Genomic DNA, 25,963 nt, shown 5'->3' with positions numbered 1-25,963 from the left:
GAAATTAAAAGCGGATTAAAGTTTTGGAAGGAAGATGCTGAAGATGGTACCGTTGGGCTGATTGGTATTTATTTTTATATGACCCTTAAATAAATCGATGATTTTTGCTGTGAGATACAAACCCATTCCTTCGCCTTCTAAACCTTTTTCTTTAGAACGCGAATAAAAAGGTTTAAAGATTTCGACTTTAATATCATCGCTTATTCCAGTTCCATTGTCTGCAATTGATAAAATAAAAAATTCATCGCTTTGCCTAAGTGTGCAAGTAACCGATTGATTGTTTGAGAATTTAAAAGCATTTCCAATAACGTTATCTAACGCAATTTGTAAAAGGGTTGCATTTGCAAGTACATTTACTGAACTACCTTCATTGATTTGCAGGTTCAGAATTAATTCAAGATCATGTTTGTGTCTCCAATCCTCCATAATTTTGTCTAGCAAACTACTTAAGTTTACTGTTGAAAGTTGCGAGCTGGTAATTTCTAAATCCATTTTTGCCAGCGCCAAAAGCGCTGTAATAATATGATCTATTTTTTCTGTTTCTGCTAAAATTTCCTTTAGTTTTTGCTGATAATGATCTGTATCTCGATCTTTAGAAAGTGCCAGTTCAGTTGTCATCATTAATCGCGTAACTGGCGTGCGCAACTCATGCGAAGCATTATTAATAAAAGTTTTTTGAAGAATAAACGCCTGCTCTAGTTCTGCAATAAGATTGTTAAAACTATTGGCAAGTAAATTTATCTCATCTTTGTTTTTAGGTTGTTTAAATCTGAATGCTAAATTTTTCGCATTTAATTGTTCAACATCTGCGGTAAACAATTGCAAGGGCTTTAGCATTTTATTGGCAATCCATCGGGCAGAAATTAGTAGAACGACAACAATTGCCAAAAATGTTCCAACCATTATTTTTAGCAGTTTGGCTAAGCGATTATGCGAACCTTGGTCTGTGGCAGAAGCTAAAATCACAAAATCGCCCTGATTGTCTTTATAAAAAATACCTACTACTTGATTTTCGCCGTCGAGAAACTTTATTTTGCCAGTTTTCCGTACTTTTTCAATAACATTTTTGGTCCAAAACTGTGTCGAATCTCCTATAAACGTGGCTTTATCTTTTTCATCATAGATTCGTATAACCTCTCCATTTAATTTTTGCAAGTATTGCTGGCGAACAGTATTTAAAGCATCTCTGCTAATTTCATCGGCTTCGAGGTAAAGTTTCGCAGTAACCATCGTTCTGTCAGTTAATCGCTCAAAAAAATCCGCTTCCAAAAATTTCATAAAAGCAAAATAGATCATGCACAAAACACCAAACAACATGGTTGTACTTATTAGTGTAAAGTATAGTGCAATTCTATTTTTTATCTTCATTATTTAAAAATATAGCCCATATTAATTTTGGTATGGATTAATTTTCTGTCGAAATCCTTATCGATTTTCTTTCGTAAAAAATTGATGTAGACATCAATAACATTGGTGCCAGTTTCAAAGTTGATTTCCCAAGCTTGCTCTGCAATAAACTGTCGTGATAAAAGTCTGTTAGGATTTCTCATAAAGAGCTCTAGCAAAACGAATTCTTTAGCGCTTAAATTGATGAGTTTTCCGCTTCGCCAAACTTCCTTGCTGTAAGTGTTCAAAACCAAATCTTCGTAAACTAATTCATAAGATTGCTGTTTTTCCTCAATATTTTGTCGCCTAAGCAATGCGCTAACCCTTGCCAGCAACTCTTTTAAATGAAAAGGTTTTACCAAATAATCATCTGCACCAGCTTCAAGTCCGGTAACTTTATCGTCTACGGTGCCCATTGCTGTTAGCATTAAAATGGGAGTGGAGCTGTCTTTTTTTCTAATCTCCTTACACAACTGTAAACCATTTATGCCGGGTAGCATAATATCAATAATCAATAAGTTAAAGGCCGATTCTCTGAATACACCTAGCGCATCTAAACCATCGTTAACGGTAACTGCACTGTAACCATTTTCGGTTAAAGCTTCGCTTAAAAGCGATGCAATTTTAAAATCGTCTTCTGCGATACCAATCTTTAGCATATCAGCAAAAGTAGTTAACTGTATCAATTATTCAATTTAATAGGCTATATTTTGATCCAAAACACAATCAGTTTATGTTAAACTAAGGCAATTTGGTTTCGATTTCTGTACTTGCCCGGAGACGATCCTGTAACCTTTTTAAAGATTCTGAAAAAATAATTTACGGTTTCAAAACCAGTTGCGTAGGCAATTTCTTCGAACGTTGCATTTCCGGTAATCATCAAATACTGCGCTCTTTCAATTCGTTTTTCGTTTATATAACTTATTGGGCGTAAACCTACATACTGCAGAAACAATCTCGAAAAATAATCGATATGCAAGTTTGCACGCTCTGCCAATTGTTTTACTGTTAAATCGTCTTTTAAGTTAATTTGTATGAAACTCATTGCCTCTAGTATTTTAGATGGAATAACATTAGATGTGTTTTCCTTAAAATTTGGCATACTTAAAAATCTAGACAGCAACTGAAAAAGAATACCATTGGTTTCCATATTTTTGGCCAAAGTCTGAAAACTGTTTAATTCCAAATAACTTTTATAATACTCGTCTTTTTCATAAACTTTCGGATTGTCTGAGCGATTGATACCTCGCCCCGGATTAATCTCCATCATTCGCTTAAAATTTGTCAGGTCTATAGGCTCTGCTTTAACTTTTACCAGTTCTCTATTATTTGCAAAAAGCGATTTTCCGTCGGCAGATTCTTCTAAAAAATGTATAAAATACTGACTCAAATATTCATCGCATTTTAAGCTACAAAGCGTATAGCTAGGTATAATGTAAATAAAACCAGGTTCTAATTTGAGGTTAGTCTTCGCGTTAGAAAGCCATCCTTCGCCTTCATCTATAAAGTAAATCCTGTAATACGGACTTACGATATTACGGTAGTTCCATTTTTGATCTAATTTAACATAGTCGATATGTAATAGGGAAAAGTTGTATTTAAATAATCGCCGGTCCATTTTTCTAAAATAGTTAAATAAGTCTGATTTGTATAATATAAAGTCTTATTCATACAATTAAAAAAAATAAGCAGAAATTATATTTGTAGCTGTTGAAATAGATTGAACGCATAAATAAACCCACTTATCTGAATTTTGTAATAACCAATTTTACGGATAAGTATATAAATGATCTAAATGAAGAGACGAGAATTAATAAAAAGTTTGGCTACAGCCGTTCCGGCATTGGCAATAGCAAGCAAAGTAAATGCAACTTCTTTATTTGTAGAGCAAGGCATAGAGCCAGTAGCGGCAGGGCCGTTCTCTCCAAATTGGAATTCGCTTAGTAGTTACCAAACACCAGAATGGTTTCGTAATGCAAAGTTTGGCATTTGGGCACATTGGGGACCGCAATGCGAACCTGAATTTGGAGATTGGTACGCAAGAGAAATGTATATGGAGGGAAGCCGCCAGTACAAATATCATACAGAAAAATACGGGCATCCATCAAAATTTGGGTTTAAAGATGTAATTAACGAATGGAAGGCCGACCAATGGGATCCTGCTGTGTTGGTTTCAATGTACAAGAATGCTGGAGCTAAGTATTTTATGGCCTTAGCAAACCATCATGATAATTTAGATCTTTATAAAAGCAAATACCAGCCAAACTGGAATTCAACGAAAGTTGGGCCGAAGAAAGATCTGATTGCCGGATGGAAAAAAGAAGCTGAAAAAAATGGATTACACTTTGGTGTTAGTGTACATGCTGCACATGCTTGGAATTGGATGGAAACCGCACAACGTTCTGATAAAAGCGGACCTTTAGCTGGCGTTCCTTATGATGGTAAATTAACCAAAGCAGACGGAAAGGGAAAATGGTGGGAAGGATTAGATCCGCAGGAATTATATGAGCAAAACCATGCTTTAAGCGACGGCAGCTTAGATAACGGTAAAATTCATAGTCAATGGAACTGGGGAAATGGAGTTTCTGTACCAAGTAAAAAGTACATAGAGAAATTCTATAACCGAACTATGGATTTGATCAACAGTTATAACCCAGATTTAATTTATTTTGATGATACAGCGTTGCCGTTATGGCCAATAGATGATGCCGGACTTAGAATAGCTGCTCATTATTATAACAAAAGCGTTAAAAAACATGGAAAGGTAGAAACCGTTATTTTTGGTAAGATCCTAGATCAAATGCAACGTAAATGCATGGTTTGGGATATTGAACGCGGACAAAGCAATGAAATTGAGCCACTACCTTGGCAAACGTGTACTTGCATAGGAAGCTGGCACTACGAAAGAGGTGTCTACAACAACAAGCGATATAAATCTGCAAAAACTGTAGTGCACACTTTAATAGATGTGGTAAGTAAAAACGGAAATTTATTATTGAGTGTACCGGTTCGCGGTAACGGAACTATTGATGAGTTGGAAGTAGCAATAGTGGAAGAAATTGGCGAGTGGATGAAGGTTAACAGCGAAGGTATTTATGATACTAGACCTTGGAACGTCTTTGGAGAAGGGCCGGCGATTGCTTCGGCCGCAGCTTTATCTGCACAAGGTTTTAACGAGGGCAAAGGTAAACCGTTTACCGCAAACGACATTAGATTTACTACAAAAGAAAATATACTTTACGCATTTGTTTTAGGCTGGCCCGAAGATGGAGTGATCAGTATTATAAACCTAAGAAAAGGAAATCCGAATTTCAGCAGAACGATTAATAGTATTTCCGTTTTAGGTCTGGGAGATAATTTAGCCTTCACACAAACAGATACAGATTTAAGAGTAACCTTGCCTCAAAATAAGCCAAAACTTTCTTATGCATTAACTTTAAAAATAGCTTAACGAAATTGAAAAGGCTATCCATCCAGATAGCCTTTCTTACAAAACAAAAACTGATTAACCTCTTGGTTATAAAAATAATTGACGAGTCAATTGTGGTTTGGTAATGGATTCGAACCATTCTAAAAAGTTTATGAAACTCTGCCTCGCCACTCGGCCAACCAACCAATTAAGAGATAGCTCTATCCAGAAACTATCTCTTTCAAACCAAATATAAATGTGTATGAACACGCAACCTGAAAGGGTTGACGATGCAATAATAACAAAATTTTATTTTGTATACTAATTTAGTAGTCTTTATTTTTTTGATAATTTTATTTGGTTACATTTATTTTACAATTGGTCAGATACTGTAAATTGATGCTATTCACATACCTGAAAATCAGTGGGGTATTAGTCAATAATCTGCTAAAAATTAAACCTGATTTTTATGCGTAGCAACATTTAAGTTGCCTGTTAAGTAAAAAGATGTAACTTTGTTGCATCTGTGAGAATCGATTTGAACATATTAAGAGCAAGTAAAAGAATATTGGCGTCGTTTTTGGCGCTTATTCTCTTTGTAACTATCGTTGTTCAAGGTTTTCATTCGCATCATCAAATTGCTGAGAAAGATAATAGCGCCAAAACGCATTACGCTCTCGATGTAGAAAAATGTTTCTTATGCGATTTTCAACATCATCAACAAAAAGAGTTTTTTTTAAATTCGCCTCCAAATCTGGTTTTTGTAAATGAGTTGAATAGTTGTGTGCGCACTTATTTTGCTTTTGAGTTAGTTGAAACACTCATCCGCCAGAGCTCAGACAGAGGTCCGCCTGCTGTAAATAGCTTCCACAATTTCTAGAAAATAAACCTATCGGACTATTGTTATCCGACGCAGGTATATTTTAGTCTATTTAGATTTTTGCGCTTCGAGATTATGCCTCGAAACAAAAAAACAGCAATATTTTATTTGTCATTTTTTAGTAGAATGACGGCTTCAGCTATGTTAAGATATCTTTTACTATTTGTATTCTCGTGTTTTGTGTTGCAGGTTAAAGCCCAGAACTTCAACATCTCTGGTTTAATAACTGATGAATTTGACGTTCCAAAAAACAATGTTAATGTCCAGATTAAACGTCTTAACCGCGTAGTTCAATCTGATGAAAGCGGATTATTTTCGTTCCAAAATTTAGCTTCTGGTAAATATAAAATCTCTATTTCATCAGTGGGCTTTAAAACCAAAAATATAGAACTGGAACTTAAACAGGATACTAATTTAGGAACAATTAAATTGGTGCAATCGGCCAATTCATTGCAACAGGTAACCATAAGCGAAAAGTTGGGGGAAAGCAGAAAGAAGCAGGAATCTTTAAATGTTGAAACCGTTAATGCCGATTTTATAAAGCGTAATTTGGGTGGTAGCTTAATGAAATCATTAGAGCGAATGCCTGGAATTAAAACGATAGGTATTGGCTCTGGGCAGTCGAAACCATTAATCAGGGGTTTGGGTTTTAATCGCGTTGTAGTGGTAGAAAATGGTGTAAAACACGAAGGTCAACAATGGGGCGCAGATCACGGCTTAGAAATTGATCAGTTTGCTACAGATAGGATAGAGTTAATAAAGGGCGCTGCTTCATTTGTATACGGATCTGACGCGATTGCCGGCGCCATAGATATCAAACCTAAAGCTCAGCCAGAAAATAATAGTTTAGGCGGTTCGGTAGATCTAGTTGGCAAAAGCAACAATAACCTCTACGGTACATCAGTTAATTTGTTTGGCAGAGCCGATAAATGGTTTTTTGATGGCAGAGCAACATTGATGAACTATAGTGATTATCGTGTGCCAACGGACTTGGTACAAGTTTACAATTATCCGGTTGCATTAAAAGATAATTACGTAAGAAACAGTGCAGGGCGAGAAAACAACCTTCATTTTAATGCAGGTTATGTAACAGAAAAAATTAAATCTATTTTTTATGTAAGCAATACAAATAGTAAAAGCGGTTTTTTTGCAAATGCGCATGGTCTCGAACCCCGACAAGTAGATTTATCATTGCATGACGCCTCCAACAGAGACATCTTGATGCCCTATCAGCAGGTTAATCACCTTAAATTAATTAATAAAACGGGCATAACGTTAGACAATCATCAGGTAGACATTGAATTAGGCTATCAGCATAATTTTAGGGAAGAATACAGCATGTATGTAAACCATGGTTTTATGCCGGCTATTTATCCAAGTAGCATGTCAATTCCTCAAAATTTAGAAAGAGAATTTGATAAAAAGGTTGTGTCGGCAAATGTAAAAGATCGTGTCGCCTTTGGCAAACATCAATTGAGTTTTGGGCTAAATATAGAAAATCAACAGAATGGAATTAGCGGATGGAGCTTTTTAGTTCCTGCTTTCAAACAGTTTACAAGCGGCGCATTTTTGTATGATAAGCTGGAAGTTAACGAAAATTTAATTGTTCATGGTGCATTACGATACGACTATGGCCAAATCAACATCAGTCAATATACCGATTGGTTTGCATCTGATATGAATACTCCCAACGGCACGGTTTCTCAAAATTTAATCAGAGCTAATGCTTTAACCAGAAATTTTAACAGTTTCATTTGGTCGGCCGGTGTTAACTATAATCTTAACAAATTCGTGTTTAAAGGCAACCTAGGGAAAAGTTTTAGGATGCCAATTGCAAAGGAGCTTGCAGCCAACGGGGTAAACTATCATTACTTTAGTTATGAAAAAGGCGATCCGAATTTATCACCAGAAAAATCTTATCAACTTGATGTAAGTTTAGGCTACAACGAAGAAAAATGGTCAGTTCAACTCAGTCCGTTTTTCAACTATTTTCCAAACTACATTTACCTTAATCCAACAGCTCAGCTTGATTATTTTTACGGTGCAGGCAATCAGGTTTTCCAATATGCGCAAAGCGAGGTAATGAGATATGGTGCCGAATTGCAGTTTAAGTATCGTTTTACAGATAACCTAAGTTCGGAAGTTTTAGCTGAGTATCTCTATGCAGAACAACTTTCTGGCGATAAAAAAGGGTACACTTTACCTTTCTCGCCTCCGCCATCAGCTTTGCTAAATTTAACTTACGAGCCTAAGTTTAACAATAAGCTAACGGGAACCTACTTTGCTGTAGATTACCGAATTACAGGCAGACAAGACAACATTGTGCCGCCTGAGAAAAAAACAGCTGGCTACAGCATTTTTAACTTAGCCATTGGCACAAAACTTAAAACCGGAAAACAACAATTTGACATTAGCTTGCAAGCGCAAAATTTGTTTAATACCAAGTATTTAAATCATACCAGTTTTTACAGATTAATCGAATTGCCCGAAGTTGGTAGAAATTTGATTTTGTCACTTAAAATTCCATTCTCGTTTGTAAAAAATGATTAAAAAGCATCCAAAATATCGTTTTTTTAGCGTTTGGGCAATCTCGATTTTGTTCTTGGGAACTATGCTGGTTAATAGCCTCCATTATTTGGTTATTGCACACAGCGGTAGTATTGCGACAAATAAACCCCATGTGCAAAATGCAGATCATTGTTTGATTTGCGACTTTACTTTTGGCGCAAGTGAGTTGCCAAATCAGCATTGGTCAATATCCCTTTTTTATACTCCAATTAGTAAAGTTAAGCGTTATGTGATTGTTAATCGCGTTAGTAAAATAATTAACCAACAGTTTAAAAGAGGGCCACCTAGTGTGTAAGGTTTCGCATAAAAATTAATGTCTCAAAAACATATTATTAAACATTATCCCTCATTTAAAAACATGAAAAAATTAAACATAAAACCATTTTTTGCTATTCTATTTACAGTTATCATTCTTGCATCTTGTAAAAAAGATAAAGACGAATTTTCTCCAGCGCCAACAATTACAGGCTTGGAAATTGGATCTAATAACAGCAAAATAGGTTACCCAGGTAACGATATCCATATTGAAGGAGAAATTTTTGCGCCTGCAAATTTGGCAAGCGTTGCATTGGAAATTCACCCAAAAACTGGCACAGGTTGGAAATTTGAACAGGTATACACAGAAGGTTTTGTTGGGCTAAAAAATGCCGAATTCCATAAGCATATCGACATTCCAGCGAATGCGGTTTTAGGTTTATACCACATCCATATTAAAATAACCGACCAAGCTGGCCAAGTAACGGAAGTAGAAAGCGAATTGGAACTTAAAAAAGACGCAAGCTTACCAGTTGTTACAGGTTTTGAAGTTGGTGCAAACGCAACTGGTACAGATTTACATATGGAAGCAAACGTTACGGCGGTAAACAAAATTGCAAGAATTGTGGCAGAAGTTGAAGGAACAGCTTGGAAAAAAGAGTTTGTTTATACCGACGCAGCAATGGTTGGACAAACCACCTACAATTTCCACAAACATGTAAACATTACCGAAGCGCCAATAGGCCATTACCATGTACATTTAAAAGTGGTTGATCAAGCAGGAAAGGAAATAGAAGTTGAAGAACATTTCGATAAGAAATAAAGAGCTTTTTGGGCATAAGCCCAGATAGGAAAAGTTAATTAGTTTAGTTTTAGCCTGGTAACCTAGCGTTGCCAGGCTTCATAAAATTTATAATCATGAAAAATTATTTAAAAAACATAGGTTTCGTTGCTTTGGTTGTAATCGCGTTTTCTGCCTGTAAAAAAGACGAGGATGCAATAGATACTACTTATCCCGAAATTGATTTAACTATTGCCAACGCTTCCCCGGTACAATGCGCAACGTTGGTTAGAGGTGAGAAGTTTACGTTTAGAGCCAAGTTTACAGACAATGTTGCGCTTGGATCTTACAGTTTAGACGTGCACCATAACTTTGATCAGCATAATCACACTACAGAAGTAAACGCATGTGCCCAGGATGCAAAAAAAACTGCGGTTAAACCATTTTTATACATAAAGGACTTTAGTATTCCGACAGATTCAAAAGAATATGTTGCTACTGCAGAAATAGATATTCCAAGCGATGTAGATGCCGGTGACTATCATTTTTTAATTAGGTTAACAGATAAAGAAGGCTGGCAAACAATAAAAGGAGTAAGTATTAAAATTAAGTAGATTGATGTTTCTTCTTTTGAGCGGGCATCTAATTCATCCAGCTTTGGGACTGATTGTTTGGCCGGTTTTAACCCTCCTTGTTTGCGTTGGTGTAGCATTGCTATTGAAAAAAATCTTAGAAAAGTAAAGCATTTTAATAGCTTTGCAAATATTGAGATTGATAATTTATGTTGAGGACGAAGATATTTTTAGGAGCTGTTTTTTGTTTAAACGTAACATTTTGTTTCGCCCAACAGGTATTTGACTGCGAGAAGGTTTTAACTACTGAGCCGTATTTTGTAAAAAATGAGGTAAGCCAAAACGATAGTTTGTACTTAAAGGATTTATCAATTTTAAAACGTTGTGGCGGATTTGCCGATTCGGACAGTTTATTGTTTAAAGGCTCTATTTTTTTAGCCATTATGGATAAACAGCTAGAAGACACAAGCAATATTACTTACGCAAAGGTGGTAAAAGCCATAAACCAGTTTAAGCAAACCAATACTTATAAAGAATTTTTAGACGGGGTAACGCTTTACAGAAATTTAGAAAGCAAAACCGCAAACACCAAAACTTGGGAAACTGATAAAACCTTGTTTGTAAGATTAGGTTTTACCGAAGCGGATTTAGAAGATTTTAGAAACTTTATAGCAGAAGAAAAGCATCAAAAACTAACTTATAAACAAGCTTATATCTTGTATATGAAAGAAATTGATGCTTTAGAAGTTAAGCAAAATTGAGCTTAACGGTTTTTGAATAATCCTTTTAGGTATTTGCCGGCGTTACCGATGTTACCAATTTGCTCGCTAATGGTTTCAATTAAGTTACTATCTGCTTGTTCTATGTTACCCATGTTGATGCCAGATTCTAATTGTTTAGGGTATAGCATGATTAAACTTTGCGAAGCAAAATAATTGGCAAGATAATATGGTAATTTTGCCATTTGTGGTAAATAAGAGTTGTTTCCCTTACGTGAAGAAACGATAACAAATAGATCATTCTTTTTCAGTTCACTGCTAAAAATTAAAAAGTCGTCCCAGTTTTCAAAAGTTTTGTAATCTATAGTTGGTGCATCGGTGGTTCTTTCCGCTAATTTTTTAACCTCTAAATTAGTTCGGTTGGCACCGTAAAACATCATCGGTATACCGGCTTGCTTTGCCATGTTCATCAGCTTTCTTAACCAATGCGTAAAACCAGGATCACTTTCGGCATCTGCCGGAGTAACAACCAATATCCGTTTAAAGGTATTAATGGGTTGCGTTGGTTTATAAATGTAAATAGTCTCGTGAATTCGTCTAATGATATTTTCGGCCTTCGGACCTAAAAATGTATGTTGGTCTGCTCGTTTATGCAAACCGATAACTACGTCAGATACTTCATGTTCTTTTATGGTGTAGACAATACCGTTACTTATGCTGGAATCGTAACGCACTATAGGGACAAGGCTATTTTCAGATGCATTTGCTCTAGAAACAGCTTTTTCCATTATTTTTTTAGAAACTGAAGCTTTATTGGTTCCGTTTTGCTCATCGTCAATTACATTTAGCCCGTAAATAGAATTTACACTTCTGTGCGATTGCAACATCACACCGAAGTCTACTAATTCCTCTACCATATCTGGATGTGCTAAAGAAACCAAAATCTTCTCGTTGTTTTCTTGGCTTGGTTGCTCTTGTTGATCGCTTTCTAAAGCTAATTTTTTAGATGCACTTTCGGTTACGAAAGAACCAACCCCACAACTCACTAAAATTAATAGGATAGTACCGTTAAGTACATCTTCATTTAATAATCTAATGGGTTCACCACTGGCTGTTTCGCCAGTAATGATGTTGTAACCAACTAAAATGATAGCTAAGGTAGCAGCAGCGTGGGAGGTACTTAAACCAAAAATCATTTTACCCTCAGTGGCTGATAGCTTAAATATTTTCTGGGTTAAAAAGGCAGCGAAATATTTAGTAACCAGGGCGGCAGTAATAATTACACCGGCAACTTTTAGTGCACCCCAACCGTTTACAAGAACGGTAACGTCTACCAACATACCTACGCTTATTAGAAAGAACGGTATAAACAGCGCATTGCCTACAAAGTCTATACGGTTCATTAGTGCCGAACTGTGCGGTACAAATTTGTTTAGCACCAAACCCGAGAAAAATGCACCGATTATAGCTTCTACGCCTGCAACTTCGGCCAGAAAAGAAGCCAGAAAAACCATTGCCAAAACAAAAATATATTGCGAAATACTGTCTTCGAAATGTTTAAAAAACCATCTGATTATAAACGGAAAAACAGCAAACACAATCCCAACAAATATCATTGTAGATGCACCTAATTGAAACCAAAAAGATGCCGATACATTTTCCTTGGTCATACCTGCAATACCAGCAAGAATTAATAGTGCAAGAATATCGGTAATCATGGTACCGCCAACTGTCATGCTAACGGCTTTATTTCTAATCACACCATATTTACTTGCTATTGGATAAGAAACCAAGGTATGTGTAGAAAACATACTTGCTAGTAATAGCGAAGATAAAAAACTGTAACCGAGCAAGTAATAACTCGCCAAGCAACCGATAATTAACGGTAGCAAAAAAGTAAGTAATCCGAATACAGCAATCTGTTTTCTGTTCTTTTTAAATTCGGCCAAGTCTATTTCCAAACCGGCCAAAAACATAATGTAAAGTAACCCTACTGTACCAAATAGCACAATACTTGCGTCCCTTTTTAATAAATTTAGTCCGTAAGGACCAATTATAACACCGGCTATAATTAAACCAATAATATGCGGAACTTTAATTTTATTAAAAAGGATAGGAGCGAAGAGGATAATAAACAATACCAACGAAAAAATGATCACAGGATTTCGTAGAGGTAATGAAAAATCTAAGGTAGATAATAAAATCATAGTCATTTTATTTAGCACGAGTTGCTGAGAGCGAATAAACTATCTTACAGTCTTTTTGAATAACGTCTCTAGATCCATCCATTGCATTGTTTTTTGTTAGTTTAAGTACTGCATTTATAGTTGTGGTGGTGTTCGGATTTTCATCGGCAATTTTAATCGTATTGCCCTCTATTATGCCCAAATAAGTTCTAATTAAAGTTTTGCCAACGTAGGCTTTAACATTTATGTTCTGCTGATCGTTTGAGATCTCCCACCTTTCGGTTTTCGAATCGCCAATTGCCGAACCTTCGCAACTGGTTTCAACGCAGTTCATTTTAACGGTCCAGCTACCAACAACCTCATCAATGTAAATAGAAGCAGAATCGGTAAGGTCTGTGGTATCCACCTGTTTTTTCTTATCAAATTCTTGTTGCTCAATTTTTAAACGTTGTTCCCAAAGTAGTAACTCTTGTTCTTTTTTGGTGTTAGTAAGCTCACGTTCTCGAAGATTTTTCTCTCGTTCGCCAACGCCACAGGATTGTAAAATGAAGACGAAAAAGAATAGCAGTGCGTAAATAATTCTCATGGTTTATAGTTAGTTTATTAAGATCATTCTATGCAAAATAACAAAATTTTAACCGTTTTAGATTGTGTAAAGGCTAATAATTGATTTATTGTAAGATGAATTTATTTGCTTGGTTTGGGTATGTTAAGTGAATTAAATAACTGTTTTATAACAGGTTAATACTGCGTTTTTATATTAATTAAAACCTTTTCGTAAAAAGTCTTATTTATTAAATTAATAATCAACCTAAAAACAAAAACGATGAAAATTAAATTAATGACCCTAGTTATGCTTGCAGGTTTAGCATTAGCAAGTTGTAATAGTACGGATAGAAAGGACGCAAGTACGGCAGACTCTAACAGAATTGATACGAATAGAAATGCAGCATCCAGCAATGCTAATATGAACGATGGTTCAATGGGCGATACAACTGGAATGACTAATGATTCAACAGACACAACTTCAAAACAATAAGGTTATGAGCAACGAAAATAAAGATCCGATTGAACCTGAATCAACTGATAATCCAGGAGAAAGGCAAAGAAGTACAGATAGATCTGCGAGTTCTGGTGGCGTACCTGAAGAAAGTAAAGGCAATCATAAAAAACAAAATAAGGAAAGCCACAAACCTACTGCAGACAATGGATCGGAAGATAGTACCGATGCCACTGAACCGGAAAATGTGGATATCGAAAGCAGGCAAGACAATGAGCAGGACCAATTAGATGACAGCGGTAAAGACAAAGATGCACTAAACTAATTTATTCTTAAACCAGCCCTGAAACAACTAGTTTCGGGGCTTTATTTTTTCTGGCAATATGCAATAATGTTTAGCTATAAATATTTTAGTTGCTTAACTTAGGCTAAATCATTTTATGCCATGTTTAAAAAGCAATTATTAACAATACTATTTTATAGTTTTTTAGGGACTGTTCTAGCGCAACAAGATAAAGCTGAAAATGAAATAAAGAACATAATGAAAGATTTAGATGCAGTTGGACTGGCCGTTGCTGTTGTAAAAGACGGAAAATTAACTTACACAAAATCATTCGGTCTACAGGATAGAGAAAGCAAGAAAGCGCTTGAGACGGATGCCATTTTTCGAATTGCATCAATATCGAAATCTTTCTCTGCAACAGCAATAATGCAATTAGTACAAGATAAGAAATTTTCTCTAGAAGACGACTTTAGCGATTTGGTAGGTTTCAAGGTTAGAAACCCGAAATTTCCGAATACTAAAATCACTTTAAAAATGGTCTTGTCGCACCGATCGAGCATTAATGACAAAGAAGGCTATTTTAATTTAGACGCGATAAATCCTGATAAGAATAAAAATTGGGCAAATTGTTATAATGATTACGAACCTGGAAAGGGTTACCAATATTGTAACTTAAATTTTAACATGGTTGGTGCTGTAATCGAAAAATTCTCTGGTAAAAGGTTTGATAATTACATTAAGACAAATATTTTATCTCCTTTAAATTTATATGGGGGTTATTGTGTTGATTCTTTGGATGCTGCTCGCTTTGCCACTTTGTATGAATATGATGCCAACACTAAAAGTTTTACACCGGCAGTTGGTGCTTATAATCCAAGAAGAGAAGAGCTTAAAAACTATACTTTGGGTTACACAACGCCTATTTTCTCGCCAACTGGCGGAATGAAAATCTCAGCAACAGACCTAGCTAAGTATATGATAATGCACATGAATTATGGATCGGCAAATGGTACGCGGATTATCTCTAGAAAAAGTGCGAAGATAATGCAAACGAAATTATCTGAAGAAGAAGGATATGGATTGGCTATTACAACGGTCAAAAAATTAATCGAGGGCAAGACTTTGAAAGGTCATACTGGTTCTGCATACGGTTTATATAGTTCTATGTTTTTTGACCCAAAAGAGAAATTTGGATTTGTAGTAATTACAAACGGATGCAACCCAATTTACGTAGACGGAATGAATAGCCTAACAAGTAAGACTATAAATATATTATACAAACATTTTATTTCGAATTAGGGAATTTAAAATATAGCGTTTAAAAATTTTTTCGAAAAGTGCCATTGCGTAAAGTAATGGCACTTTTTGCATTTGTAGAATATCAAATTGGCCGTTAGATACGAAATTAATTATTAAGCAGTTTTATTAACTATAAAGAAATTAAATAATGAATAAAATGAATAAATAGCTATCACAGAGCAATTTATAATGAATGAAAGGAACAATGAAAAAGAGGTAATTGCTTACTACACTTGTAGAAGTAACGCAATTAAATCCCTATTGTATGAAGCTAATTTCTACTCAGAAAGTACGTCCAGCCATTCTGCACGCATTTATTTTTCAGTTCCTTTTAATAACGTTGGTTTTATCCAATTCGTATGCGCAGATTAGAAACTATGCAACCGAAGCATTTGTTAAATCTTTTAGAGTGGATCAGCCTTCTAACGCAACTAATGCGTCTAATACTGCTGCTGTTATCCACTCGTACGGTGGTGTGTTGCTAAACGTTGGCAGATACAGTGGCGAATTGGAATTGAAATTTCCAACAACATTGCCAGCTAACACCACCACATTCGTTAGGATAGATTTCGATCAAGCTATTTTAAACAATCTTTTAGGCGGCAGTTTAGGAAGCGCATTAGCAAATTTGTTAGGTAATGTGGTTTTAGGCGACCATTATTTTGAAGTTGGCGCCAGAAATAGTAATGGCGATTTAAAGGCATTTGGAAGAAGTAGCGTCGGTTTCACAGATCAAAGTATCCGTATAATTAGAGATAAAGATGGTCTTTTTTATGTAGCAATAACACCTACGGAAAGTTATGATCGGGTTTTTATAAAGGACGTAACTAATGCATTGTTAATTGGCGCTACAAATCAAATGCAAGTATTCAATGCTTTTTACATTACTGGGCAGGCCAACTGCGCAGATGCGTTTGCAACTTCTTTTGAAGGAACTGGATTAACGGTTGATGTTTTAGGTTTGGGTAAGGCAGGTGTTACAAATCCGCAAAATGCGATAGATGGTGTAGATGGAACATTTTCAGAAATTAGCTTGGGTGCGCTTGGCGTTGGCGGTTCTATAACTCAAAATGTGTTTTTTAACTCAAACTCTAAAGTAGGCGATGAATTTAGCCTGCGTATGCGCATAAATCAGGCTTTACTTAGCGCTAACGTTTTAAATAATATTGATGTAATTGCTTACGATGGTAATACGCCAGTTTTTCAACGTAGTTTAAATAGCTTAATTAATTTGGATTTGCTTGGTTTGCTAAATAACGGCCAAACAGCTAGTATTCCTTTTGCACCTACACAATCTTTTAATAGAGTTAGTATTACATTAAGATCTTTATTAAATGTTGGACTAACGCAAACCATTAGTTTAGATGGAATTGTGAGCTCTGCACCTCGACCGACGTTCACGGCTCCAAACACCAATAGCGTAAATATTTGCTATAACACAGGTGCAACGCTTTCTGCAAACACTACGGCAGACAACGAACTTGTATGGTATGACGTTGCCACAGGAGGAACAGCGTTGGCAACTACAGCATTTAATGTTGGATATCCAACTGGATCACTCACTGCAAACAAAACTTTTTACGTAGCAGCTAGGCGAATTAATTGCACAAGCGAATCTATTAGAGTTCCAATTGTTGTAACCGTAAATCCAGCTTTAGTTTTTAATACAACTGCTTTACCAAATGCAAACGAGGGTAATGCATACGCCAGGCAAATTGCAGTTGCCACTGGTGGTACTGCACCTTACACTTACGCTGTATCTGGTACAAATGCTTTACCAGCTGGCTTAACGCTATCTGCTAGCGGACAAATAACCGGAACGCCCACAGTAACAGGAGATTTCCCATTTAGCATTACCGTAACAGATGCTAAAAACTGTACTGCAACCTCTAGCTATAATATAAAAGTCACAGCCAGACTAGCTTTGGCAAGCACCACGCTTGCAAATGGAACTGTTGGCACTGCTTACACCATTCAGCAGATTCCGGTGGCTACAGGAGGAAGTTTATCCTACACTTACACTGCCGGTTCTCTGCCACCAGGATTGCTTTTTAATGAGACAACCAGAGAAATAACTGGAACACCAACTGTAGCGGGAACATATACATTTCCCATCACTGTAACTGATACAGACGGGAATGTAGTTACTACGAATTATACTATAGTGGTAGATCCTGCATTAGTAATTGCCTCGTCGCCACTTGTTGATGGTATCGTTGGAACTCCGTATCAAACACAAACTATTTTGGCTGCGAGTGGTGGCACAACACCCTACACTTATGCAGTTTCTGGATTACCTCCGGGTTTAACCTTTAATGAAGCTACCAGAGAAATAAGCGGAACTCCTACAACAATAGGTAATTATCCAATAATTGTAACTGTAACAGACGCGGCAGGAAGAAACGCAACCGCAAACTACAGCATAAATGTTTTAAGTCCTTTAGCACTTCCTGCAAAAACTTTAGCCAATGGAACAGTTTCAGTTGTTTATCCTACAGATTTTTTACCAGAAGCTACAGGTGGTGTAGGTCCGTATACGTACAATACATCAACACTTCCACCCGGACTAACCTTCGACGCCAACACCAGAGCGATAGGAGGAACCCCAACTCAAGCAGGAAATTACAATATCACTTTAACCGCAACAGATGCCAACAACAGAACGGTTAGTAGGATATATACTTTAGCGGTTAATGGAACTTTAACCTTGCCTACAGCATTACTTCCAGATGGTACTGTTAACACTACTTATCCAACCCAAACTTTGCCAGCTGTAACTGGCGGAACTGGACCTTACACTTATGTTGCCTCAAATTTGCCACCCGGATTAAACTTTAACGTAAACACAAGGGAGGTAACAGGCACGCCAACGCAAGGCGGATCATACACAATTTCTGTAGTTGCAACAGACGCAGTCGGAAATATTGTTAGAACGGATTATGTTATCATGATAAATGTTCCGTTGCCGATTGTAGCAAATACAAGTATTTGTAGCGGAGCAGCTGCAACATTAAATGTTACTAATTTACAACCAAATATAACTTATAACTGGTATGGTTCTACTGGTAATGCGCCGTTAGCAACTAATAATAATGGAAGCTTTACTACGCCAATAGTAACTTCGTCAACAACGTTTTATGTGGTTGCAGTTTCTGGTACAGCAACTAGCGAAAGAGTCGCGGTATCGGTAAATGCAAATCCATTACCAAATCCGCCAACAGCAATTACGCCAAACCCAGTAATTAGTACTGGTGAAAGCACGGTTTTACAAGCAACAACAAATGGTACAAATACAATACAATGGTATGATGCAGCTTCTGGCGGAAACCTTCTTTTCTCTGGAGCAAGCTATATAACGCCACCAATTACTACCAACACTACTTTTTACGCAGCTGCAGTTAGCTCAGAAAGTTGCGCAAGCGCTAACCGTACCGCGGTAACAGTAACCGTTACAAACAATACAACAAGCCCGAATTGTAACGCAGCTAATGTCCAAAGTACAGGTGTTAATGGTCTTTGTATTTTGTGCGGAATTGACGGTGCCGGAAATTCTACCGATGCTGATCTAAATAACTACACCAGAATTACTTTAGGTGTTGGCGTGGGGGCAACTGGATTTCAGCGCCTAACTTTTCCGCAGGCTGGTATAGCTACAGACAGCGTAAGGCTAGATTTAGCATTGCCTACCGGATTACTTGATTTAGGTTTGTTGAATGGAATTACCGTTAATATATTAAATGGAAACAATGTTGTTAAAATATCCCCATTAAATAGCTCATTACTTAATTTGAGGCTATTAGGCGGAAACAGGTTTCAAGTAACCATACCTGCAGATCAAGCATTTGATAGGGTTGAGGTTAGATTTGGTGGAACTGCCTCTGTATTAACTAGTCTAGATGTTTACGGTGCCGAAATTATTTATCCGAGACCTGCTGTTTCATCAACAGGAACAAATATTTGCGCTGGGTCTGTTGCCAATTTGAGCGCAACGCCAAACGGCGGAACATCAATTACATGGTTTGCTGTGCCAACAGGCGGAGTAGCGTTAGCTAGTGGCAATACCTTTACAACCCCAATATTAAATACAACAACAACTTATTATATTGAAACCAGCAGAAACAACTGCTCAAATTTAGAAAGGCTTCCCGTTTTAGTTAACGTTACACCAGCTTTAGCAGTACCAATTATTACAAATCCGGGAAATGTATGTGATGGCGCTGTTGCAACGGTTTCGGTGAGCAATCCAGATCCTTCTTTAACCTATAACTGGTTTGACGTAGCAACTGGCGGAACACCAATATTTACGGGGATAACTTTTACCACACCTGCACTCACCGCAAACAGAACTTATTACGTAGAGGCTGTTTCAGGCTTATGTACAAGTTCAACTAGAGCAACTGTAAACTTAAACGTAAACCCTCGTCCGCTTGCTGCAACAGTAACAGCTTCGGCGACTGCTGTAAATACTGGTCAAACGGCCGTATTAACTGCAAGTTCGGCAACAGTAGGGGTTAATTTTAATTGGTATACAAGTTTAACAGCAACAACGCCAATTTTTACTGGTGAAACATTCGTAACTCCACCGTTAACGTCTACAACTAATTATTATGTAGAATCGGTTATTGTTGCAACCGGATGTACATCTGTAAACAGAGTTCAAGTTACGGTTACTGTTAACAATAATAATAATCCAAATTTAGTTCCGTGCGAAGCCGCAGTATCACAAAATAACGGTGTTTCAGGTTTGCTAACTGTTCTAGCAGGCGTTTCAAATCCCGAACTAGCCGTAGATGACAATACGCAAACGGGATCAACTTTGTTAATGCCAGTAGGTGTAGCAGGTTACGTATATCAACGATTGAATTTCGGTACACCTTCTAACTTAGGTGATACAGTAAAAGTGTTAATAAGTTCGCCGGGAAGATTATTAGGCTTATCTATTTTGGGCGGCGTTCAAATATCAACAAGAAATGCTGGAACAAGCAATCCGGGTATTTTAAGCTTAAATAACCCTTTGGTGCGTTTAGAATTACTTAGTGGAACTAGTCAAGCACTAATAAGTTTTGTTCCCGGAGCTCAATTTGATGAAGTAGAAATAAGACTAAATTCAGGTTTGGCTGGTGCCTTAACTTCGCTAAACGTTAATTACGGACAACGAGTAATAGCTGCACCAACCGTGGCATCTGCTAACGTTACAGCTTGTGTTTCTCAACCATTAACTTTAGCGGTTACAAATGCTAGTCCTAGTTTAATCTACAAGTGGTACGATGAAGCTGGCACATACCAAACAGGTGCGGATGGCCCAACCTTTACAATTGCTAACGTGACAGGAAACACAAAATATTTTGTTGCTGCAAGTTCTGCTACTGGCTGTTTGAGTGCCAGAACAGAAATAAACGTAATTGCTAATCCAATACCACCAACTCCAGCTTTAGTAACAAATGCAGTAAATACTTGTAGTGGCAATACTGTGGTTTTACAAGTAAATAATCCGCAAAGCGGAATAACATATAGATGGTACGATGCGAGCAACACCTACTTAGCTGGTAGGGATGGGGTTAGTTTAACTGTAGCGACCGTTACTGCGAATACAAGTTTTTCAGTAGAAGCTGTTAACTCTTGTGGTGTTCCATCAACGCAGAAAGCAATAGCAACGATTTCAGTTGGAACAGTCGATCCGCCAATAGTTCCTCAAATAAATGTAAGCGTTAGTTCGGGAGCTAGAGCAGTTTTAGTTGCTAGTTCAAGTATCGATGGGGCAGTTTTCAATTGGTACACAGTACCTACTGGTGGCGTTTCTGTATTTAATGGCGCAACTTACGTAACCGATCCTATAACAGCATCTACAAGTTTTTACGTAGAAACTATAGTTCCAGGCCCTTGTCCACCATCTAGTAGGGTTAAAGTTGATGTTACGGTTGTTCCGAATGGCGGAACCGAAGTACTGCCTTGTGGTTTTGCAAGTACTAATTTAGCCGACGGAATAGTTGGTGGAGCTTTAGGTGGTGTTTCAAATCCTACTTTAGCAACAGATAATTTAGGTGAAACCGCTTCGTCTTTAGCGATATCACTTGGAATTTTAAATTCGTCGGTATTCCAAAGAGTTGGGTTTGATAGTGGGTTATCTAATATCGGAGACACCTTAATCGTTAAATTATCCTCACCTGGAAAACTACTTTCATTAGCGGTTTTACAATCCCTAACATTAACAACTTATCAAGGCGCCAATAGTAATAACGATCCATTAATAGTTACAAACCCGCTAATTAACCTTGAGTTGTTAAGTGATAATAGCGCAATTATACTAACCTATGTGCCAACCTCAAGGTTTGATGGAGTTGAAGTCAGACTTTCATCAGGTTTAATTGGAGCCTTAACTTCTATTGATTTTAATTATGCGCTTAGAAAAAATCTTTCGCCTCAAGTAGTAGCTACAACTGCAAATGCTTGTGTAGGTACACCTGCCATTTTAAGCGTAAGTAACTCAATCACTGGAGTAATTTACAAGTGGTATTTAGAAAACGATTATCAAACTGGAAAAGATGGAATATCTTTTTCTACACCTACAACGCTAAGTGCCGGTACTTACAATTATTTTGTGAGAGCTTTTTACAACGGATGTGAGAGCGCAGGCACCAGGGTTACCGTTACCGTTTTAGCTCCACCAGCTGCGCCAGTTATTTCAACAAATCCACCTACGGCATGCGGAAATGCCCCAGTAACGCTTTCTGTTGAGCCGGCTAACAACGTCAGCTTTAACTGGTATGATGTTAACGGAAATATTTTAGTTGTTAACAACAGAAGTTACACAACTCCAGCAAATTTGGCTCCGGGAACTTATCAGTTTTTTGTTGAAGCTGTAAATAGCAATAGTTGTGCTAGTGCTGCAAGAACTACGGTAACGTTAATTGTAAATCCGACAGCAACTGAAGCTGATATTACAATAGCCGGCATTACTAATCTTTGTGGAGCTACTACAACTTCATTAAGTGCTAGCAGTAGTACCATCGTTTCACCAGTATTTAAATGGTACACAGATGTTGCATTAGCAAATCTTGTATTTACCGGCGCTAATTTTTCACCTACCGGATTAACTGCTACCACAACTTATTACGTAACAGTTAGCGGAGCAGAAAAATGCGATAATTTGCCTGCGGATGCTAAACGCGTAACCGTATCCGTTAATCCAACTTCATCCGCTTCTGATATTACTTTAGCAGGAAATGGTTCAATTTGTGCGGGTTCTGCTACAACAATAACAGCAAGTAGCTTAACCGTAGATAATGCAATATTCAGTTGGTATAGCGATGCTAACTTAACCAACAAGGTTTTCGAAGGGGCAATTTTTACAACACCAGAATTAACCGCGACAACAACTTACTACGTTACAGTAAAAGGTTCTAACAAATGCGAAAATTCTCCGGCAAATGCAAGATCTGTTACCATCACAGTTAATCCCGCAGCAACTGCAAGCGATATTGTAGTTAGTGGAAACTTAGAACTTTGTTTTGGATCAACGGTTACTTTAACCGCAAGTTCTGCAACAATTACCAACCCTGTATTTACCTGGTATGCCGATGCAACATTAGCAACGCCATTATTTACCGGACCAGTATTTAATCCAGGCCCTGTAAATGTTACTACAACGTACTTTGTAACTGTTAAAGGCGACAACAGATGTGAAAATGGTGCAACAAATGCGAAAGCTGTTATTGTTGTAGTAAAACAATATGCAACAGCGGCAGATATAAACTTAAATAATGCAGATGTTTGTGCAGGAAGTGGCGCTACTTTGGCAGCATCTAGTTTTACAGTGACGAATCCAGTATTTACTTGGTATAGTGATGCGTCTTTAACCAATCCGATATTTACCGGACCAACATATTTAACTGGTCCACTTTCTGCAAATACAACATATTATGTTTCTGTTAGCGGAGATAATAAATGCGGTAACCGCGCTATAGACGCAAAAGTTGTTACTGTTACAGTTAACAGTTTGTCTACTAGTACAGATTTGATAGTTAATGGCCCTACAACAATTTGCGCAGGTGGAAGCATAACTTTAGAAGCAAGTAGTCCTTCCGTTAGCAATCCAATTTTTACTTGGTATGCTGATGCAGCATTAACAAATTTAGTTTTTGTAGGATCTACTTTCGTAAGTCAGCCATTGTTCGCTCCCGCAACATTTTACGTAACTGTTAAAGGTAGCAACAGATGCGAAAATAACTCAGCTACTGCAAAAATTGTATCGGTATCTGTTACATCAAGGCCAATTAACCCGATCGTTAGCATGGCCGGTCGTGATATTTGTAGCGGTGCTACAACAACACTTTCGGTTACTAACCCAGAAACTGGTGTAAATTACGAATGGTACGATTTAGCAACTGGCGGTGCGCCTGTTTTTACTGGTGCTTCTTTTACCACACCAATTTTAAATACTTCAGCAACTTATTATGTGCAAGCAACAAATGGTGGAAATTGCGTAAACACGAGTGGTAGAGTTACAGTAAATGTAACAGTAACCCCACGCCCAGCAAACCCAACGCTAAATTCAAATAATGTAACTGTATGTTCGGGTAACACTGTAGTGCTTATGGTAACTAATCCAGCAGCGGGAGCAACCTATAACTGGTTTACTTCTGCAACTGGTGGAACTGCAGTAGGTTCGGGTATTAACTTCACTACACCTGCTATAACTGCCAATATTGTTTATTACGTAGAAGCATCAAACGGTAGTTGTTTCGCTAGTGCTAGAACAGCTGTAAATATTACTAGCCAAGCATTGCCTTTGGCGCCTACAAATGTTGCTGCAACTAGTGCAACAATTTGTAGTGGATCTACTACAGCATTAAACATTGTAAATCCTGATGCAAACTTAACCTACAGATGGTATGCAAATAGCTCTGGCGGAACAATGTTAGCAGAAGGCATAAGTTATACGCCAACAGCTTTAACGGCTACAACGACTTTTTACGTTGAAAGCGTCGCAATTACTGGCGGATGTTCAAGCCCTACAAGAACTGCCGTAACAGTAACGGTTCTACCCGTACTTGCAACTCCTGTAGTACGCGTACAATCTGCTGATGCAGCAAGCGTAACGTTTGAATGGAACGCAGTAGATGGCGCAATAGCTTATGAAGTTTCTAGAGATGGAGGCGCAACTTGGACAACGCAAACTTCAACAACAATTACCATAGCCGGCCTTAAACCAGATCAATTGGTAAGTATCACCGTTAGGGCAAAAGGACAAATAGATTGCCAAACAAGTGCAAATGCTGGTCCTGTAGAAGGTAAGTCTGGTAATCCTTTTGCCGATGAACTTTACATACCAAATACTTTTACGCCAAACGGCGATGGTAAAAACGATATTTTCTTAGCCTACGGTAATTCTATTGCCAAATTCAGAATGAGAATCTATAATCAATGGGGAGAGTATTATTTCGAATCTACCTCGCTAGATAACGGATGGGATGGCAGATATAGAGGCAATTTGCAACCTAACGGTGTATATGTTTATTACATCGATGTAACCTTTAATAGTGGGGCGACTAAGCTTTACAAGGGCACCATAACCTTACTTAAATAATACCAAAAATTGCAACGAAATACCTAAAACGAATCAGATGAAACACAGACTTATAATTATCGCAATACTAGGATTAAGCTTAAGTACAAATTTGGCAAAGGCTCAAATCGATCCGCATTTTTCGCAATATTATGCCAATCCGTTATGGTTAAACCCTGCTTTAACTGGCGTAACAGATGGCGATTACAGGGTTAACGTAAATGCTAAGCAACAGTGGAGTAACTTAAATAATGGTTATTTAACTGCTGGTGCATCTTTTGATATGGCACCAGCCAAAAATCTCGCTTTAGGCGGCATGGTTATCAATCAGCGGGCAGGCGATATTGGTTTTAATCAATTAAATGCTGTCGCTTCTGCCGCATACCGAATCAGATTTGGTAGGGAAGGAGATCAGATTGTTAATTTCGGAATGCAGGTGGGTGTAATAAATAAAAGTATTGATCAATCAAAAATCACGTTAGGTAGCCAATATAACCCCGTTACAGGTTACGATCCGGGAATGGGATTTAATGAAAATATTAATGCCAACAACTTTCTTGCTCCAGATGTAAATGCAGGCATCATGTATTTCGATGGGAGCGGATATAAAACTGTTAATGTTTTTGGTGGTGCAAGCGTTTCGCATCTAACTCGTCCTAAAGATAAATTTATAGGTGGCGAAGAAAGATATCCTATGCGATTTACGGGGCACGGTGGAGCAAGAATAGTGATGAATCCGATGCTGAGTATTACACCAAATTTTATTTATTTAAAACAAGGTAATGCCCAAGAAATAGCTGGCGGCGCATATGCACAACTAATGCTCGGTACCGAATCAGATTTGTTGTTCGGTTCAAATTACAGAGTTGATGATGCCGCTATCGCTTTTTTAGGCCTTCATTTGAAAAGTATGGTTGTTGGTCTTAGTTATGATTTTAATACTTCTAACCTAAATAGAGCTACTGGCAGTCGGGGTGGTTTAGAAGTTTCCATATCGTTTACCAGTAGAAAAGGCATCGTAGGTCCAAATTTTTTCTGTCCACGTCTTTAATATCAAATC

17 protein-coding genes and 1 tRNA gene are annotated in these 25,963 nt (G+C 37.4%); 12 read left to right on the top strand and 6 right to left on the bottom strand.

Annotated features, from left to right (window positions below; all coding sequences use genetic code 11):
- Positions 1-15: 15 nt before the first annotated feature.
- The 3 genes from DUT69_RS09015 to DUT69_RS09005 are packed head-to-tail and all read right to left on the bottom strand — an operon-like array spanning position 16 to position 3,004.
- A complete protein-coding gene (locus tag DUT69_RS09015) occupies positions 16-1,368 on the bottom strand; it encodes a sensor histidine kinase (RefSeq protein ID WP_113652902.1) in 1,353 nt (450 codons plus the stop codon).
- Entirely contained in the window at positions 1,368-2,072 is a 705-nt protein-coding gene (locus tag DUT69_RS09010) for a response regulator transcription factor (RefSeq protein ID WP_317047210.1), read from the bottom strand. Before DUT69_RS09010 ends, DUT69_RS09015 begins: the two co-directional genes overlap by 1 nt.
- A 50-nt stretch (positions 2,073-2,122) precedes the next feature.
- Positions 2,123-3,004: an AraC family transcriptional regulator gene (locus tag DUT69_RS09005; protein ID WP_113652900.1), complete on the bottom strand. Its 882-nt coding sequence runs from the start codon at positions 3,002-3,004 to the stop codon at positions 2,123-2,125.
- Between the two features lie 177 nt (positions 3,005-3,181).
- Between DUT69_RS09005 and DUT69_RS09000 the strand changes: the two genes are divergently transcribed.
- The gene (locus DUT69_RS09000; RefSeq protein ID WP_113652899.1) at positions 3,182-4,837 is read left to right on the top strand and encodes an alpha-L-fucosidase; all 1,656 of its coding nucleotides are present in this window, start codon (positions 3,182-3,184) and stop codon (positions 4,835-4,837) included.
- A 93-nt stretch (positions 4,838-4,930) separates the two neighbouring features.
- Here the strand turns inward: DUT69_RS09000 and DUT69_RS19205 are convergent.
- Positions 4,931-5,001: transfer RNA gene (locus DUT69_RS19205), tRNA-Met, on the bottom strand.
- Positions 5,002-5,333: 332 nt separating this feature from the next.
- On the opposite strand from DUT69_RS19205, the gene DUT69_RS08995 reads away from it, so the two are divergent.
- The 6 genes from DUT69_RS08995 (at position 5,334) to DUT69_RS08970 (ending at position 10,612) form a co-directional block, all read left to right on the top strand.
- Positions 5,334-5,675: a hypothetical protein gene (locus DUT69_RS08995; RefSeq protein ID WP_162796230.1), complete on the top strand. Its 342-nt coding sequence runs from the start codon at positions 5,334-5,336 to the stop codon at positions 5,673-5,675.
- Between the two features lie 141 nt (positions 5,676-5,816).
- Positions 5,817-8,225 (top strand): TonB-dependent receptor, encoded by a 2,409-nt coding sequence (locus DUT69_RS08990; protein ID WP_113653445.1) that lies wholly within the window; start codon positions 5,817-5,819, stop codon positions 8,223-8,225.
- Positions 8,218-8,538, top strand: coding sequence for a hypothetical protein (locus DUT69_RS08985; RefSeq protein ID WP_113652897.1), 321 nt, complete (start codon positions 8,218-8,220; stop codon positions 8,536-8,538). The genes DUT69_RS08990 and DUT69_RS08985 overlap by 8 nt, the downstream gene beginning before the upstream one ends.
- 63 nt (positions 8,539-8,601) lie before the next feature.
- Positions 8,602-9,321, top strand: coding sequence for a DUF4625 domain-containing protein (locus DUT69_RS08980; RefSeq protein ID WP_162796229.1), 720 nt, complete (start codon positions 8,602-8,604; stop codon positions 9,319-9,321).
- Positions 9,322-9,416: 95 nt separating this feature from the next.
- Positions 9,417-9,893, top strand: a complete 477-nt coding sequence (locus DUT69_RS08975; RefSeq protein WP_113652895.1) for a DUF4625 domain-containing protein — start codon at positions 9,417-9,419, stop codon at positions 9,891-9,893.
- 167 nt (positions 9,894-10,060) lie between these two features.
- On the top strand, positions 10,061-10,612 hold the full coding sequence (locus DUT69_RS08970; protein ID WP_113652894.1) for a hypothetical protein: 552 nt from the start codon (positions 10,061-10,063) through the stop codon (positions 10,610-10,612).
- Positions 10,613-10,614: 2 nt separating this feature from the next.
- Here the strand turns inward: DUT69_RS08970 and DUT69_RS08965 are convergent, their stop codons facing one another.
- Positions 10,615-12,777: a cation:proton antiporter gene (locus DUT69_RS08965; RefSeq protein ID WP_113653444.1), complete on the bottom strand. Its 2,163-nt coding sequence runs from the start codon at positions 12,775-12,777 to the stop codon at positions 10,615-10,617.
- 7 nt (positions 12,778-12,784) lie between these two features.
- Complete coding sequence (locus DUT69_RS08960) at positions 12,785-13,342, bottom strand: hypothetical protein (protein WP_113652893.1); 558 nt, start codon at positions 13,340-13,342, stop codon at positions 12,785-12,787.
- 240 nt (positions 13,343-13,582) lie between these two features.
- On the opposite strand from DUT69_RS08960, the gene DUT69_RS08955 reads away from it, so the two are divergent.
- The 5 genes from DUT69_RS08955 (at position 13,583) to DUT69_RS08935 (ending at position 25,954) form a co-directional block, all read left to right on the top strand.
- On the top strand, positions 13,583-13,795 hold the full coding sequence (locus DUT69_RS08955) for a hypothetical protein (RefSeq protein ID WP_113652892.1): 213 nt from the start codon (positions 13,583-13,585) through the stop codon (positions 13,793-13,795).
- A gap of 4 nt (positions 13,796-13,799) precedes the next feature.
- A complete protein-coding gene (locus tag DUT69_RS08950) occupies positions 13,800-14,081 on the top strand; it encodes a hypothetical protein (RefSeq protein WP_113652891.1) in 282 nt (93 codons plus the stop codon).
- A gap of 120 nt (positions 14,082-14,201) precedes the next feature.
- Entirely contained in the window at positions 14,202-15,338 is a 1,137-nt protein-coding gene (locus DUT69_RS08945; protein WP_113652890.1) for a serine hydrolase domain-containing protein, read from the top strand.
- 265 nt (positions 15,339-15,603) lie between these two features.
- Positions 15,604-24,924 carry an Ig-like domain-containing protein gene (locus DUT69_RS08940; RefSeq protein ID WP_113652889.1) on the top strand — a complete coding sequence of 3,107 codons (9,321 nt, stop codon included), beginning with the start codon at positions 15,604-15,606 and terminating at the stop codon, positions 24,922-24,924.
- A gap of 37 nt (positions 24,925-24,961) precedes the next feature.
- Positions 24,962-25,954 carry a PorP/SprF family type IX secretion system membrane protein gene (locus DUT69_RS08935; protein WP_113652888.1) on the top strand — a complete coding sequence of 331 codons (993 nt, stop codon included), beginning with the start codon at positions 24,962-24,964 and terminating at the stop codon, positions 25,952-25,954.
- The last annotated feature ends 9 nt before the right edge of the window (positions 25,955-25,963 follow it).

It is taken from the genome of Pedobacter namyangjuensis (assembly GCF_003313325.1).
Taxonomy (GTDB): domain Bacteria; phylum Bacteroidota; class Bacteroidia; order Sphingobacteriales; family Sphingobacteriaceae; genus Pedobacter; species Pedobacter namyangjuensis.
The sequence above is the reverse complement of the archived record's forward strand: the minus strand, read 5'-3'. Positions and strand labels throughout refer to the sequence as shown.

Coding starts and splice junctions, on each gene's coding strand:
- DUT69_RS09000 (WP_113652899.1), top strand. CDS start 3,182: ATGAAGAGACGAGAATTAATAAAAAGTTTGGCTACAGCCGTTCCGGCA.
- DUT69_RS08945 (WP_113652890.1), top strand. CDS start 14,202: ATGTTTAAAAAGCAATTATTAACAATACTATTTTATAGTTTTTTAGGG.
- DUT69_RS08960 (WP_113652893.1), bottom strand. CDS start 13,342: ATGAGAATTATTTACGCACTGCTATTCTTTTTCGTCTTCATTTTACAA.
- DUT69_RS09015 (WP_113652902.1), bottom strand. CDS start 1,368: ATGAAGATAAAAAATAGAATTGCACTATACTTTACACTAATAAGTACA.
- DUT69_RS08935 (WP_113652888.1), top strand. CDS start 24,962: ATGAAACACAGACTTATAATTATCGCAATACTAGGATTAAGCTTAAGT.
- DUT69_RS09005 (WP_113652900.1), bottom strand. CDS start 3,004: ATGGACCGGCGATTATTTAAATACAACTTTTCCCTATTACATATCGAC.
- DUT69_RS08980 (WP_162796229.1), top strand. CDS start 8,602: ATGAAAAAATTAAACATAAAACCATTTTTTGCTATTCTATTTACAGTT.
- DUT69_RS08975 (WP_113652895.1), top strand. CDS start 9,417: ATGAAAAATTATTTAAAAAACATAGGTTTCGTTGCTTTGGTTGTAATC.
- DUT69_RS08950 (WP_113652891.1), top strand. CDS start 13,800: ATGAGCAACGAAAATAAAGATCCGATTGAACCTGAATCAACTGATAAT.
- DUT69_RS08970 (WP_113652894.1), top strand. CDS start 10,061: ATGTTGAGGACGAAGATATTTTTAGGAGCTGTTTTTTGTTTAAACGTA.
- DUT69_RS08990 (WP_113653445.1), top strand. CDS start 5,817: ATGTTAAGATATCTTTTACTATTTGTATTCTCGTGTTTTGTGTTGCAG.
- DUT69_RS08955 (WP_113652892.1), top strand. CDS start 13,583: ATGAAAATTAAATTAATGACCCTAGTTATGCTTGCAGGTTTAGCATTA.
- DUT69_RS08940 (WP_113652889.1), top strand. CDS start 15,604: ATGAAGCTAATTTCTACTCAGAAAGTACGTCCAGCCATTCTGCACGCA.
- DUT69_RS08965 (WP_113653444.1), bottom strand. CDS start 12,777: ATGATTTTATTATCTACCTTAGATTTTTCATTACCTCTACGAAATCCT.
- DUT69_RS08985 (WP_113652897.1), top strand. CDS start 8,218: ATGATTAAAAAGCATCCAAAATATCGTTTTTTTAGCGTTTGGGCAATC.